This window comes from Catenovulum sp. 2E275 (genome assembly GCF_025515275.1).
Classification (GTDB): domain Bacteria; phylum Pseudomonadota; class Gammaproteobacteria; order Enterobacterales; family Alteromonadaceae; genus Catenovulum.
The window spans coordinates 44,353-59,681 of record NZ_JAOPFU010000023.1 but is presented as its reverse complement, the minus strand read 5'-3'; the positions used below and the strand labels follow the sequence as shown (position 1 = coordinate 59,681).

The window sequence follows — 15,329 nt, the reverse complement described above, 5'->3', positions numbered from 1 at the left end:
GTGACCAATGGTGAAAATGAAATTTTACTGACAGAAAACCAATCAACTTATATACCGGTTGGTGTTATCCATGCGTTGGAAAACCCAGGTAAAGTGCCTTTGGAATTAATAGAAGTGCAGTCAGGCTCGTATTTAGGTGAAGATGACATTGTCCGTTTTGAAGACAGATACGGCAGAGCTTAGTTTTTAAGCTTTTAATGATTAAAATTGAAAAATAAAAATTCAAACAGATTATAAGATTCACACCTGTTTGTTATACAGATTGATAATTTTTAAGGAGAATAGCCATGAAAATTGCAGTGGCGGGAACCGGCTATGTAGGTATTTCTAACGCGGTATTATTAGCACAACATAACGAAGTGGTTGCGGTTGATATAGTTCAGGAAAAAGTAGATTTATTAAATGATAAAAAATCACCGATTGAAGATGACTATATTCAAGAATATTTAGCGACTAAAACATTAAATTTTAGAGCAACTTTAGATCCGGCGGAAGCATACACAGATGCAGAGTTTGTGATTATTGCAACCCCAACGGATTATGATCCGCAAACTAACTATTTTAATACCCGCTCAGTTGAAGCTGTTATTAAAGACGTAATGCGCATCAACCCAAATGCAACCATGATTATTAAATCGACAGTGCCTGTGGGTTACACCAAACAAATCAGTGAAGAAACCGGCTCAAATAATATTTTATTTTCACCTGAATTTTTAAGAGAAGGCAAAGCATTATACGATAATTTATATCCGTCACGTATTATTGTGGGTGAACGTTCAGAGCGAGCTAAAGTATTTGCCGATTTATTAGCACAAGGTGCGATTAAAGAAGAAATTGATATTTTATTTACTGACTCAACTGAAGCTGAAGCGGTTAAATTATTCTCTAATACTTATTTAGCAATGCGAGTTTCTTATTTTAATGAGCTCGACACTTATGCCGAAGTACATGGTTTAGACAGTCGCCAGATTATTGAAGGGGTGAGTTTAGATCCAAGAATTGGCAATCACTATAACAATCCATCATTTGGGTATGGCGGTTATTGCTTACCTAAAGACACCAAACAGTTATTAGCCAATTATAATCAAGTACCCAATAACATTATTGGTGCGATTGTAGACGCTAATACTACCCGTAAAGACTTCGTGGCGGACTCTATTATTAAACGTCAACCAAAAGTAGTTGGGGTTTATCGCTTAATTATGAAAGCGGGTTCTGATAATTTCCGTGCCTCTTCTATCCAAGGAATTATGAAGCGTATCAAAGCTAAAGGGATTGAAGTTGTAATTTACGAACCTGTGTTAAAAGAAGAAGACTTTTTTAACTCAAGAGTGATTCGTGATTTGGAAGAGTTTAAAGCTATGTCAGATGTGATTGTCTCTAACCGTATGGCCGATGTATTGGAAGACGTTGCTGAAAAAGTTTATACCCGAGATTTATTTGGTTCAGATTAATTTTTAGTCGACCATCAAATTATTTTATCAAGCCTGTAAATTTAAATATTTACAGGCTTTTTACTTTTTATATCAATAAAACTTCTCAATTTAAATTTACTCTGGCACACTCAAAATATCTGGCCAACATTAAAACAAGAAACACTGATGAATTATCTGACTAACACATCGCGTCTTTTTTCTAATTATTTCAAAATTGGTTTGTTATTTAGTTTAGTGTGGATAAATAGTGGTTGTGCAACTCACTCCACAACCCATACAGCAGTACCTTTATTAGAGTTAATAGAACCAGCATCCGATACAACAGCGCAGCAGATCGCCGTTAAACGATTATCTGACTTAATTGAAGATCCTGAATTTGCGCCAGATCAGCAAGCTGAGTTATATCTACAAAGAGGTTTAACCTACGATATGCTAGGTTTAATGCACTTAGCTTATTTTGATTTTTTATACGCAATAGAACTCAAGCCTGATTTAGCCGAAGCTTATAATATGTTGGGCGTTTATTATTTACGACAAACTGAATATAGCCGTTCATACGAATCATTTGATGCAGTGATTGAATTAGACTCTCAACATGAGTTTGCTTATTTAAACCGCGCTATTGCATTATATTATGGTGACAGAGCAAAACTGGCGGAGAAAGATTTTGAATCCTTTTATCGGTTTAATCCGCAAGATGCGTTTCGGGTTATCTGGTGGTATTTTGCAAAATCAAGTTATGATCCCGCAGCGGCCATTGAGCAATTAAACCGTCAGATAACGCAGTTGCCTGATGATAGTTGGGGTACTCAAATTGCATTGTATGTAAAAGGCCAGCTAACCGCCGAACAATTACTTGAACAAGCTGTCATGTATAGTCAAAAAAACGAAAATTCAGCACAAAATATCAACCAGAGTATCAACCAAAATTTATGTGAAGCCTATTTTTATATTGCTAAGCAATTAGCTGCACAAGGCAAAAAAATGCAGGCAGCAGACTATTTTAATGCTGCTTTAAAAACGGCTGTGTTTGAATTTGTTGAATACAGATACGCTCATTTAGAGTTACAACGTTTATCCCGTTAATATTGTTGTGAAAGCATCAGTCAAGTTTAAACTGTTGGCAATGTTGCTGGTTGGTTTGCTAACCAGCAGTTTAGCTTATGCTCTCTTTTATCATTCAAACAATCAATTTATTGAAAACATTGCCAAGCGCAGTTTAAATAATCCCCTTAAATTAACGCAGCAAGAGTTAAGTTGGTATTTAAAGCAGGATAAAGCCAAACAATTAAGTTGGGCGCAAAATTTATTAACCGCATTAAATAATCAGAATCATCACTGGACTGATTTAGCCACAGCTCAATTACCGCAAAGTTTGATTTTGCATTGGGCTAATTTTAATCATATACCTAGCCAGTTTTATTTAGCTCAGCTGAGTAAAAATCAGTATTATAAAGTGTATTGGTTAAAAAAAATTGCGAGCGGGGTGGATAAACCTGATGAAGCGAGCAAAGCCAATATTCAGCTGGCTAAGCATTATGAAAATACCTCAACCAAAGCTGCGAAACTTAATTATCAACAAGCTTTAGCATTAAATAATATAAATGCATATCGATTTGAATACGCTAAATTTTTAATTAAACAGGGTTACCCAAAAAGTGAATGGAACACCTTGATTGAACACAATCAAGCCGCGCTATCTTTTACTCAAAATGACTTATTCTATTACTTTAACTCGTTAGGTGAAGTTATAAACGCAGAATTTTCAACAGATATTCAATGCGCACGACCGATTCAATTAATTACTTCTAATTACAGCCAGTTAAATAAACTAAAAATAACATTAGGGACTCTTTTAGATTTAAATTTTTTTAGGGAATCAGGCTTTTGTATTATTGCGGAGCATTGGTCAAATCAGCTCTCAGATAAACAATTACAAAATGCTGAATCGCTAGATTTTACTCAGCAATATTGGTTAATTGAACTGTCAGGTTTAACGCGGGCATACCGCCAGGGCAACCGGATATATTTGCCATCTAGTTTTAACTCGCAAGTTATGGGGCATGAGTTAGCTCATTGGTTAGGGTTTGAAGATGAATATCAACTTAATCAGGCAAAAGCACAACAGAGATGTTTTATTGCAAAAAATGAGGTTGGTAACGTATTAGCCCAAAACTTAATTATTTTTCAGATGGATTATTATTTTAAACATAAATCAGACTTATTAAATTGGATGAGAACAAATATCCCTTGGTTTAACTATATAAAAAATCCTCAAGATTGGATTATCCAAACAAAACAGGGTTTTAAATTAAAATTAGCAGAAAAAGAGCAGGGTATAGGGTTTTATCCGGCTCATACTTGTAATGAGATGGGGGTTATTTCGGTAAAACCTGTATTTAAAGCAACATTTATGCAGAATCATGCGTTTTATATTCCAAAATTATATAAAAAAATAATTCTTTAAACTGGCAGCAAGTTAAGCCTTTGACTAAGTTTGAAAATGTTTATTATAAATGGATAAGGACTAAGGATATGAAACGTATATTATTACCTCTCACATTACTGATTAGTTTACTTTCTGTTAATGTTCACTTACAAGCTAAAGAAGAATCTATCAATACTCATCCTGTTGCCTCGGACGTAACGCCACAGTCTAAAATTAATATTAACGACGCTACATTAGAACAGCTTCTCGAAGTTAAGGGGTTAGGGAAATCTAAAGCTCAAGCTATACTTGATTATAGAACGGCTAATGGGATGATTAAAAATGTAGACCAGTTAAAGTCAATTAAAGGGATTGGCAAAAAAACTCTTGCTCGACTTATTGAAAAATTTGAACTTGGTCAATAAACTAGATTGCGGTTTTGTATAGAATAGATACAATATGCCTTGATTTTTCATGTGGCATAGCCGTCACAAAAAAGACACTTGCAAATTTAGTAAAACTGTTTTCTAATCAGACTAAATTAACTCTCTTTCAGATCTCAAAATACAAGGAAGCTGAAAAATGAAATTAACATTTAAGCACACTGCTTTATCACTAGCTTTAGCTGGTTCATTTGCCTTAACTGGTTGTAACTTTATCGGTGATGGTGATGCTGTTTTTACTGACCCTTCTATGAATGTTGCGTTTAGTGGTTCTGCTATTAAAGGCCCATTAAAAGATGCTGATGTATCAGCTTATGAAGTTGATGATCTTAATACAGCAATCGCTACTCAGATTCCTACAAATGCTCAAGGTCAATACAGCTTCAATGCAGATGTAAGTAACTCTGTTATTATTGATGTAGTTGGTAATGCTAACTCATTCTTTGTATGTGATATCCCGGCAGGTTGTGGTGTGGACAATCAATACGCTGTTGGTGAGGATGTACCTGCTGAAGGCGTAACATTATCTACTGTTGCTTATGTTGAGAATGGTCAAGCTACTAGCACAACTCAAGCTAACGTAATTAGCACGATTGCTGCTACAATTGTACGACAAAACCCAAGTTTCCAAAGCAATAGCCAAGCAAACAAAGCTCGATTAAATAAAGTAATATTTGATTTACTAGGTTTATCTGATAGTGAGCAAAATGGCCTAGATGTTTTTTCTCTTAATTTAGTTGCAGGTAATAACTTAGGTGCAACTCAGTCAGCTGCATTGAAAAAATTATCAGCATTTAATGCTTCATTCGCTAAACTTACAGCTGGTCAAACAGTTGGTTCACTTATTAGTGGCTTAGCTACTGCTGTTAATAATGTTGCGACAGCAACAACTCAAGAAGAAGCTCAAGCTGCTTTAAATACAGCCTCAGAAGCTATTGTTGCAGGACAAGAAAAAGCGAAAGAAATTGACTCTTCTTTAGATTTTGAAGCACCTGAATTTGAATATAATGGTGAAGATTTAACTGGTACTGGTACTGGTACTGGTTCTGGTTCAAACTCTGGTGGTTTAAACTAAGAGTTCTGAATTTATTAAGTTTAAAAATCCTCGCTCAGCGGGGATTTTTTTTGCCTAAAGATTTTTAAAGTTCATAACACTATAAATACAAAAAAACCGGCATTAGAGCCGGTTTTTTTAATTAAACTTATATAACAGAAAAGTTTCTAGATTTCGTTTTTATCGACGATTGCTTTCATGTCTGTCATATAACCACGTAATTCTTGACCAACCCACTCAACAGGGTGGTTACGGATTTCGTCGTTAACACGTACTAATAGCGCGTTGTCTACAGAGTTAGACTTAGGTGCTTTGTATTGACCAATAAATGCGCTGTCTAAGTTATTTACGAAGTCTTTTAATAATGGAACAGCTGCGTGAGCGAATAAGTAACAACCATACTCAGCTGTATCAGAAATGACTACATTCATTTCATACAATTTCTTACGCGCAATCGTATTAGCGATTAACGGAGTTTCATGTAGAGACTCGTAATATGCTGACTCTTCGATAATGCCTACTTCAGTCATAGCTTCGAATGCTAATTCAACACCCGCTTTTACCATAGCAACGAATAAGATGTTGTTGTCGAAGTATTCTTGCTCATCAATAGACGCTTCTTGAGAAGATGATTTTTCGAAAGCAGTTTCAGCAGTTTCAGCACGCCATTTTAATAAGTTCACATCATCGTTTGCCCAGTCTTCCATCATAGTTTTAGAGAAGTGACCGGTAATGATGTCATCCATGTGCTTGCGGAATAAAGGACGCAAAGTCTCTTTTAACTCACCAGCAAGTGCAAAACATTCGATTTTAGCAGGGTTAGAAAGTCTGTCCATCATACCTGTGATGCCGCCGTATTTAAGCGCTTCAGTGATAGTTTCCCAACCATATTGGATTAATTTAGAAGCGTAACCAGCATCAACACCATCAGCGATCATTTTTTCGTAACCTAAGATAGCGCCAGTTTGTAACATACCACACAGGATAGTTTGCTCACCCATTAAGTCAGACTTAACTTCAGCAACAAATGAAGACTCAAGTACACCTGCACGATCACCACCAGTTGCAGAAGCATAAGCTTTTGCCCACTCTAAACCGTGTCCTTGCGGATCGTTAGCTGGGTGAACTGCGATAAGTGTAGGAACACCAAAACCACGCTTGTATTCTTCACGTACTTCAGAACCAGGACACTTAGGTGCACACATGATAACAGTGATATCATCACGAATTTGCATGCCTTCTTCAACAATGTTGAAACCGTGAGAGTAAGCTAAAGTTGCGCCTTGTTTCATTAATGGCATTACTGCACCAACAACCGCAGTGTGTTGTTTGTCTGGTGTTAAGTTACATACTAAATCAGCAGTCGGAATTAACTCTTCGTAAGTACCAACAGTGAAGCCGTTTTCAGTAGCGTTTTTCCAAGATTGACGCTTAGCTTCAATTGCAGATTCACGCAAAGCATAAGAAATGTCTAAACCAGAGTCGCGCATGTTTAAACCTTGGTTTAAACCTTGAGCACCACAACCTACGATAACAACTTTTTTGCCTTTTAATGCTTCACAACCGTTTGCGAATTCGCTACGGTCCATAAAACGACATTTACCTAACTGCTCTAGCTTTTCAGCCATACTAAGCGTATTAAAATAATTTTGACCCATGATTAATCCTTAACAGATTGTTTTTAAATACATTAGTGGTTTAATTTTAGCTAAATACTTTAACTTTCAAAGTGTAGCTAAAACAATTGCGCAATACTCTACCGTATTGTCCGTATTGCTTAAAGTGATATATTTAAAAAACAGTATTTCATTAAATGAAATACTTAATCCAAAGTTATCTTAACCGAATGAAAATTAGTCGTTTAGTTCAAATACAGGTTCAGGTTATAATTACTGTTAAATACGGTTTTTCAAATTATATAAATAAATTGGTGAGATATGCGTTTATTATCTACAGGGATTAGCCTGCTTTTGGCTTCTGGGTTTGTTCAAGCAAGTGAGCAGCCTGTTGTGCAGCCTTCATTAAATGGCTATGGTGGTTATTTTAATGTGCCTACCGCTTTTACTCTACAAGAGGGCTACGGCAGCGTTATTAAGAGTAACCTAACTGAAAAAGGTGGTCAGTATCGGGATACCCCTAATTTTCAATTTGGGGTTTCACTTTGGCAAAGTGTTGAATTATCGACCCGCATATCGGCTTATGAGGATGATACAGACGGCAGTTCAGACTTATCTGCAAATATAAAAGTTCAAATTCCTTTTATTCCAGATGACTGGTTTAAGTTAGCTGTAGGGGTTCAAGATTTAGGTGGTGCAGCTAATCACTATGATGCTCGTTTTATTGTTGCCTCTAAATATTTTGCTGATTATAACTTAGATATCTCGGCTGGTATGGGGAAAAGTGACTCAGCGCTAGACAGAATCGATGGCACTTTTGCTGCAATAAAATGGCAACCTTATGAATGGGGTGCATTGGTAGCGGAATATGATGCTAGTAGTACAAACTATGGGGTTGAGCTTGCGACGCCTAAAGCTTGGTTAGGCGGTACTCAGGTTATTTCAAAAGTGATGCTGGGAGCCAGTGATGAAGGCTTAGGCGATGAAAGATTCTATTCTGTTGGCCTTAATTTCCCTTTGCAACGACAAGCAGATGACATAGAGCCTGCTCAGCTAAATATAGTGACAACACCAGCCCAAAAAGTACAAAACTCGGATATAGCTCAAAATTTAAACTTATTAAATAAAGCGTTAGTCAGACGTGATTTTGAAGATTTTAAAATTGGTTTGGCAACACCAAGTCATATTGTTATTGAGGTTGAAAACTCTGTTTATACAACCAATTTAATTGACACTTATGGTGTGGTTTTAGGTTTAATTAGCCAATACTCACCTGAACAAGTGACTGATTTTACTGTACGAATTACTCAAACTGGGATGGTTGTAGATTCTATTTCCGGCAACTTAGCTCAATACCGAGCTTTCTTAAAAGGTGATAGTTTAAAACTGAAAACACAAGCTTATGCAGCTGATGTAAATTGGTATGAGAATGAAGACAGCTTTTTATTAAAACCTAGGCTTACTTTATACCCTCATATTAATAGTACCGTAGGTACTGAAGTGGGTATGCTTGATTATTCGGTTGCGCTAGCAACGCATGCCGAAATTCCTTTATGGAAAGGCGCTGCTTTCACTGCATTGCATATTAATCAGTTATTTGAATCTGAAGACTACAGAGATGGCCGTGCGTTTGCCAGTGGTCGCCAACCGGATTCAGCTTTATTAAATGCCACTTTCCACCAAGCGTTTAACTTACCTTATAATAGCCGAGTTTTATTTAATTATGGCCAGTTTGATCAAGACTTTATACAAACCAGTATTGAAGCTGATTGGATAAGCAACAATGGTGCTCATCGTGTTTCGGTGTATGCAGGTGATTATAAATTTGATGGTGAAGAGGTCTGGGGTTGGGACCGAAATTGTGTGAATGACCCTAATACAATGCTAATTCAATGCTATCGAAAAATGCCCCAGGGTAGTGACAGAAAAGTACAGGTGGCCAAATACAGATATTATTCTTCTGATTTAGATTCCAGTTTCCTCATTAAATATGGTAAATACTGGTCTGGTGATAAAGGCTGGCATTTAATCGCAAGTCGTCACTTTGATGATGTTGAAGTGAACTTTTCTTTTAAAGCGACCAAAGGTGCGTTATCTGGTTTAAGCGCATTTAATTACGAAGATGATTATCAGAAACAAGTCGGTATAGGGTTTACTGTGCCACTAGGGCCACGTAAAGACTTTAATTCTCGTTATATTAATATCCGAGGCCGAGCGGATTGGAGCTATGTGCTTCATACCTTAGTTGGTGAAGAGCATAACGGTTTAACTTTTGGTTTGGCGGATGAAGCGAGAAACTTCTACAATTTAAGCAATCACTTTAATAACTTTGATCGCAGTGGTTTAAGTTATATTTATCAGAATCAGGATAGATTAAGAAGCGCTTATTTTGAATTGAGATAATTGTAAATTAACTGTGTGGGCCAACTTAGGCTCACACAACTTTATTTCCCGCCAGTTGTTTTATTAATTTTCCTGTCAAATTATGCGTAGAGGCTAGCAATGGAGCTTAAATCATTAAGATGTTTTATTCATTTAAGTGAAACGCTGCATTTTGCAAAAACAGCTGAAGCTATGCATACCAGTGCACCAACCTTGAGTCGGATGATAAAAAGACTGGAAGATGAAGCCGGTTGTGTATTACTTGAAAGAGATAACCGCAGTGTTGTATTAACCGAAGCTGGCATGCAATTTTTGGCATTTGCCAGACAAACGTTAGATGCTTGGCAAAGCTTTAAACAAGATACACAAACTACAGGTAAAGCGTTAAAAGGTCAGCTAAAAGTTTTTTGTTCTGTCACTGCTTGTTATTCACATATTCCACCAATTTTAGCCAGGGTGAGCCAAACTTATCCTAATATTGAAATATTGCTGGAGACCGGAGCTGCGTCTTTAGCTATGCACAAAATTGCCGATGGTTCGGTGGATATTGCCCTATCTGCGCGGCCTGAGCATTTAGCTAATAATATGGCATTTCATACGATAGATAATATTCCTTTTTCCTTAATCGGGCCGAGTTCCGATTGTGAGATCGGTCGTAAATTATCATCGCAAGCGCCAGACTGGCAGAGTATTCCATTTATTATGGCCGATGCCGGATTAACTCGCAGCCGTAGCGACAAATGGTTTAGAGCGCATCATATTAAACCGAATATTTATGCCACAGTCGCAGGTCATGAGGCGATTGTTTCTATGGTCGCTTTAGGATGCGGAATTGGGCTTGCACCAGACATTGTGATTGCAAATAGCCCTGTGCGTGATAAGGTAAAAAAACTAGAAGCGGGCGCCGATCTTGAGCCATTTGAACTGGGCGTTTGTTGTTTGCACAAACATTTAGTTGAGCCTTTGGTTGCTGCTTTTTGGCAGGAAGTTATCAGCATTGGCAGTGAGTTAAGTCAATATCAAGCTTCATAAACGTCAATTTCGTGAATTTAAAATTTATATTTTTCATCCATAATTTATCAGCCGCCTATGCATTTTAATAACCTTTATTATCAAACATTTCCTAATCACTACCATAGCCAAATGCCAATGGCTTTAGCTAACCCTATGCTAGTGTGCAAAAATCAAGAACTGGCTAACTTTTTAGGTTTATCTGAGCAGAGAATCCGTGACGCTGATTTTCTTCAAGTATTTTCTGGTCAGGCGGTAATTGAGGGTATGCAGCCACTTGCGCAAAAATATACTGGTCATCAATTTGGTTATTATAATCCTGATTTAGGTGATGGCAGAGGCTTATTATTAGGCGAAGTGATTGCTGAAGATGGCTTAAATTGGGATTTACATTTGAAAGGGGCTGGTCCAACCCCCTATTCCCGTGGTGGTGATGGTAGAGCTGTATTGCGCTCGTCAATTCGAGAATTTTTAGCCTGTGAAGCGCTGCATTATTTGGGCATTCCGAGTAGTCGGGCATTAGCGCTGACAGTGGGTGAAAATCCAGTCTACCGGGAAACTCAAGAACAAGCTGCTATTTGCACCAGAGTTTGCCGTTCACATATCCGCTTTGGCCATTTTGAATATTTATTTCATAGTAAACAAACCGATGAGCTTAAAAAGCTAGTAGATTTTTGCATTGCGCATTATTTTACAGAATGCTTGGCTGAGCCTAAGCCGGAACTGGCTTTTTTCAGACAAATTGTAATCCGCACTGCTCAATTAATTGCTAAATGGCAAGCTTATGGTTTTTGTCATGGGGTAATGAATTCAGACAATATGTCTATTTTGGGCATTACTTTTGATTTTGGTCCTTATGCTTTTTTAGATGCATACCAAGAGAACTTTATTTGTAATCATTCCGATCATTCAGGGCGTTATGCTTTTAATCGCCAACCAAGCATTGGGCTTTGGAATTTAAATTGTTTAGCACATGCTTTTTCAGGCATTTTATCAATAGATGAATTAAAAGCAGCCTTACAGGAATATGAACCCGAGTTTTTAGTGCATTACCGAGATTTAATGCAGCAAAAATTAGGATTAACTGACTGGCAACCACAAGATCAACCGTTATTAGGTCAGTTGCTTGATTTAATGCAACAACATCAACTGGATTTTACCAATACCTTTCGCCTGTTATCCGAAACAGATGAGCAAGCTGAATTAATGGCTTGGTTTGGCGCAACAGAGCAAAATATGGCGTGGATTAATGCTTATTTACGCCGGGTTAATCAGCAAGATATCTCGGCTGATGAGCGCTTTAAATGTATGCAAAAAGTCAATCCTAACTATATTTTGCGCAATTATTTAGCTCAAAATGCAATTGAGGCTGCTGAAAAAGGAGATTTTTCGCAGGTAAATGAATTATTTGAGTTACTTAAAAATCCTTTTACCACGCAAAAAGATAAACAGCATTTTGCTGATAATGCGCCTCAGTGGGCGCAGCAGTTGGAAATATCATGCAGCAGTTAATTCAATTTGAGCTGCAAGTTGCACAGCAAGAACAAGGGTCAAATATTTTAATCGGGCAGCTTCAAAGCTGGCCTGAGTGGGAAAAAATTGAAACCTTATTTAATCATTGGCTGAATACTTATCAGTTTACTATTTTGGAGTGTATTACCGGAGCAGATCGGGTAAGTTGGCGGCTATCGTTAGATCAGGTATATTTTTATTTTCATGTTGAAAGTTTATCTGAGTCTTGTTGGTTTGAATATGATGACGGATTAAATTTTGAACAAAACTTAATCTGTTCAGACAATAATCCAAAAAATAAACCAAAAAATGCCAGTTTTGCTCTTTGGCTACTGGATTATTTAAATTCAAAAACTGTATAGTGTTTAATATACCCGTGCTGCCTTAAATGCGATTGAAGTAGTACGGGGATACTTTGTAAATGTGGTTATTTAAGCTGCTAGATTTATGCTGTTCCGGCCTTTAATAAACCTTTAGTTTTTGAATTAAAGCAGATAACAATTAAAATGAAATTGTCTTATTATTGGTTGGTATTACCGCTTATTTTGCTGTGCCAGACATTAATTGCCAGTGAGCCAGCAAATACCAATGAGCTAGCCAATCAGGTTATGCTTGAACAGTGTCAGTATCCAGACAGACAAACTCAACCTTCAATCAAGTTAGGCCGTTATCTTAAATATATTGTTTCCGATGATATCACCTCAATCGAACAATTAATCAGTCAAACTAACCAATTAACATGGCAAACTAGCTCGCAGGATATCCCATCATTAAACCGGAGTAATCAATTTTATTGGTTGTATTTTGATTTGGCTTGTCAGCCAGCGCAGGGCAATCGCAACTCAGATATTTTATACCTTTATTTAGATTACCCTTTGCTGGATTTTGTTGCTGTATATCAGCAAAACCAGCTAACTGGTGAACTAACTCAAATTGGTGAAAGTAGTGTTGAACAAGCTTATTATCAAAGAAAGATTGCACACCGGGCATTTGTTTTTGCTTTAAAACCATTTGAGCCGCAAGCCCCACAACGTATTTATCTGCAATTAAAAAATGATAGTTTTATGTTTTTACCGCTTAGCTTGCATTCTAAAGCGGAGTTTATTGAAAAAGAAAAAACGTTGAGTCTGGTATTTGGTTTATGTTTAGGCACATTGTGCATCATAGCCGCATTTGCTGTGTTTATTGCGCTCAGTTATCGCGAGTTAAGTTTTGTGTATTATGCGCTTTATAGCCTTTGCTTTTTTATTTTTTACAGTGCAACCAAAGGGTTTGCATTTGAATACTTTTGGCCTGCTTATGGTGGCTTAAGTCAGCCATTAAGTTTGATCGCTTTAGTGGCAGGTTTAGGATTTATTAATATTTTCAGCATATTGTTTTTGCAGTTAAAAGAGCGTAATCATTTACTGTATAAAGCAATTTCGGTTTTGATTCTGGCCTGTTTTATTAGCGCTACTATTTTTGTGTTTATGCCGCATTTTTATCGAATCCAATTGGTGATTATTTTATTTTCAATCACTTGTGTCTTTTTAGTGTTTGCTGGTTTAATTAGCTTAAATAAAACAACCGCAAGTAAAGGTTATTTATTGTGTTTATTTGTGATTGGCGCATCAGCATTATTATTTATCTTAAACCGGTTTGATTATGTTGTGCACAATAACTTTACTGAATACAGCATAATATTTTCTCAGTTCTTTACTTTTTTTGTTTTATTTAATGTACTGCACGACAGAATTCGTCAAGCACGTAAAGACATGCTCAAAGCCCAGTTAGATGCGACACATTATTATCAGCAGTTTTACGATATCTATCAGTTTGCAGTTGAAGGGCATTATACATCTACTGTTGATGGGCAGATTCTGCATGCTAACAAAGCGTTTTGTGAACTATTGGGGATTACCAGTCTTGCTGATTTGATCAATAATAAAACCAACATGAAAGATTTTTATGTTGATTTAAATGCCAGAACACAATTGTTAGCCAAAGCCAAAGAATCCGGTCAGGTGCTCAACTTTGAAGCACTTTGGCGCACCCGCCAGCAAAAGAATATTTGGGTTTCTATTTGCTTACGCTATCAAGACGATCCAGATGTTGGTGAAATTTTAATTGGCTCAATCATTGATGTCAGTTCACGTAAACGAGCCGATGCTAAATTAGAATTTATTGCCAAACATGATTCTTTAACCGGTTTATTAAACCGCCATGCGTTTGAGCTATTGATTACTGAAATCATCAAACGTAGTAAAACAAATCAGGCATTACATTCATTACTTTATATGGATTTGGACCAATTTAAATTAGTTAATGATACCTGTGGTCATAAAGCTGGCGATGCCATGCTTAAACAACTAACCAGTGAACTTAAAATGATATTAAACAAAAAAGGTCATATTGCGCGGTTAGGTGGAGACGAGTTTGGGGTGTTATTACCTAATTGTATCGACGAGCAAGCATTAGAAATAGCTCAAGATTTAAAACAAGCAGTGCAAAATTTTCGCTTTAGCTGGAACGAGCAAATATTCACACTGGGGGTCAGTATTGGCATGATCACACTCGGACAAGATGAATATAGCTTTGAAGAAGCGCTTAGTATTGCTGATACTGCTTGTTATGCCGCTAAAGAAAAAGGCAGAAACCGGATTCACGCTTATACCCGCACCGATAAAGATGTAAAAGATCGGCATGACGAAATGCATCAGGTCGGTGAAATTAAACAGGCGTTAGAGCAAAACCGTTTTTGTTTATTTGCTCAGCCTATTTTGGCGATACAAAGCCGGTCTGATTTAAAACATTACGAAGTATTATTAAGAATGAGAGATAAAAGTGACCAGTTTATTTCACCTGCTCAATTTTTATCTGCTGCCGAGCGTTACGGTTTAATGCCTCAAATTGACCAGTGGGTAATTGAAGAATACTTTCAATTTTTGGCTCAAAACCCACACCATATCGAGCAATTAGCCAAATGTGCAATTAACTTATCAGGCCCCTCGTTGGCAGATGAAAACATCCAAAGTTTTATTCTTAAATGTTTTGAGCAATACCAAATTCCGTATCAAAAAATTTGTTTTGAAATTACAGAGTCAATGGCCATCCAACAGTTAGATGCTACGCTGAGTTTTATCAGCGTATTTAAAGAGTTAGGCTGTACATTTGCATTAGACGATTTTGGAAGTGGTTTCTCATCTTATGGGTATTTAAAAAATCTGCCGGTTGATTATGTCAAAATCGATGGCAGTTTTGTCAAAGACATGCTGGATGAGCCAATCGATCAAGCTATGGTTAAATCAATTAACGAGGTGGCTAAAGCTATTGGAATGAATACGGTTGCTGAGTTTGTTGAGTCAAAACAAATTTTGAAGGTATTACAAAGCATTGGGGTTGATTACGCACAAGGTTATGCAATTGCTAAACCTAAACCTTTGATTGAAATATTTGCTAAACCTTGAT

The 15,329-nt window shown here is 36.9% G+C and carries 11 protein-coding genes and 1 pseudogene; 11 read left to right on the top strand and 1 reads right to left on the bottom strand.

Annotated elements, in window-relative coordinates; all coding sequences use genetic code 11:
- The 6 genes and pseudogenes from cpsB to N7931_RS11860 form a co-directional block, all read left to right on the top strand.
- Nucleotides 1-183 (top strand): annotated as a pseudogene (gene cpsB / locus N7931_RS11885) (mannose-1-phosphate guanylyltransferase/mannose-6-phosphate isomerase); the annotation flags it as partial.
- Between the two features lie 104 nt (nucleotides 184-287).
- On the top strand, nucleotides 288-1,454 hold the full coding sequence (locus tag N7931_RS11880; protein ID WP_262794318.1) for a nucleotide sugar dehydrogenase: 1,167 nt from the start codon (nucleotides 288-290) through the stop codon (nucleotides 1,452-1,454).
- Between the two features lie 147 nt (nucleotides 1,455-1,601).
- Nucleotides 1,602-2,522: a lipoprotein NlpI gene (gene nlpI, locus N7931_RS11875; RefSeq protein WP_262794316.1), complete on the top strand. Its 921-nt coding sequence runs from the start codon at nucleotides 1,602-1,604 to the stop codon at nucleotides 2,520-2,522.
- A gap of 7 nt (nucleotides 2,523-2,529) precedes the next feature.
- On the top strand, nucleotides 2,530-3,903 hold the full coding sequence (locus N7931_RS11870) for a hypothetical protein (RefSeq protein WP_262794315.1): 1,374 nt from the start codon (nucleotides 2,530-2,532) through the stop codon (nucleotides 3,901-3,903).
- Nucleotides 3,904-3,971: 68 nt separating this feature from the next.
- Nucleotides 3,972-4,289 (top strand): ComEA family DNA-binding protein, encoded by a 318-nt coding sequence (locus N7931_RS11865; RefSeq protein WP_262794314.1) that lies wholly within the window; start codon nucleotides 3,972-3,974, stop codon nucleotides 4,287-4,289.
- A gap of 157 nt (nucleotides 4,290-4,446) precedes the next feature.
- Nucleotides 4,447-5,382 carry a hypothetical protein gene (locus N7931_RS11860; RefSeq protein ID WP_262794312.1) on the top strand — a complete coding sequence of 312 codons (936 nt, stop codon included), beginning with the start codon at nucleotides 4,447-4,449 and terminating at the stop codon, nucleotides 5,380-5,382.
- A gap of 146 nt (nucleotides 5,383-5,528) precedes the next feature.
- Here the strand turns inward: N7931_RS11860 and ilvC are convergent, their stop codons facing one another.
- Nucleotides 5,529-7,019: a ketol-acid reductoisomerase gene (gene ilvC / locus N7931_RS11855; protein WP_262794310.1), complete on the bottom strand. Its 1,491-nt coding sequence runs from the start codon at nucleotides 7,017-7,019 to the stop codon at nucleotides 5,529-5,531.
- 279 nt (nucleotides 7,020-7,298) lie between these two features.
- Here ilvC and N7931_RS11850 point away from each other — a divergent pair, with 279 nt between their 5' ends.
- The 5 genes from N7931_RS11850 (at nucleotide 7,299) to N7931_RS11830 (ending at nucleotide 15,328) form a co-directional block, all read left to right on the top strand.
- The gene (locus N7931_RS11850) at nucleotides 7,299-9,380 is read left to right on the top strand and encodes a YjbH domain-containing protein (RefSeq protein ID WP_262794309.1); all 2,082 of its coding nucleotides are present in this window, start codon (nucleotides 7,299-7,301) and stop codon (nucleotides 9,378-9,380) included.
- A gap of 99 nt (nucleotides 9,381-9,479) precedes the next feature.
- Complete coding sequence (ilvY, locus tag N7931_RS11845; protein WP_262794308.1) at nucleotides 9,480-10,391, top strand: HTH-type transcriptional activator IlvY; 912 nt, start codon at nucleotides 9,480-9,482, stop codon at nucleotides 10,389-10,391.
- A 57-nt stretch (nucleotides 10,392-10,448) separates the two neighbouring features.
- Complete coding sequence (locus tag N7931_RS11840) at nucleotides 10,449-11,882, top strand: protein adenylyltransferase SelO (protein ID WP_262794307.1); 1,434 nt, start codon at nucleotides 10,449-10,451, stop codon at nucleotides 11,880-11,882.
- Nucleotides 11,870-12,244 (top strand): DUF3630 family protein, encoded by a 375-nt coding sequence (locus tag N7931_RS11835; protein ID WP_262794306.1) that lies wholly within the window; start codon nucleotides 11,870-11,872, stop codon nucleotides 12,242-12,244. The genes N7931_RS11840 and N7931_RS11835 overlap by 13 nt, the downstream gene beginning before the upstream one ends.
- Nucleotides 12,245-12,388: 144 nt before the next feature.
- The gene (locus N7931_RS11830) at nucleotides 12,389-15,328 is read left to right on the top strand and encodes an EAL domain-containing protein (RefSeq protein WP_262794305.1); all 2,940 of its coding nucleotides are present in this window, start codon (nucleotides 12,389-12,391) and stop codon (nucleotides 15,326-15,328) included.
- The last annotated feature ends 1 nt before the right edge of the window (nucleotide 15,329 follow it).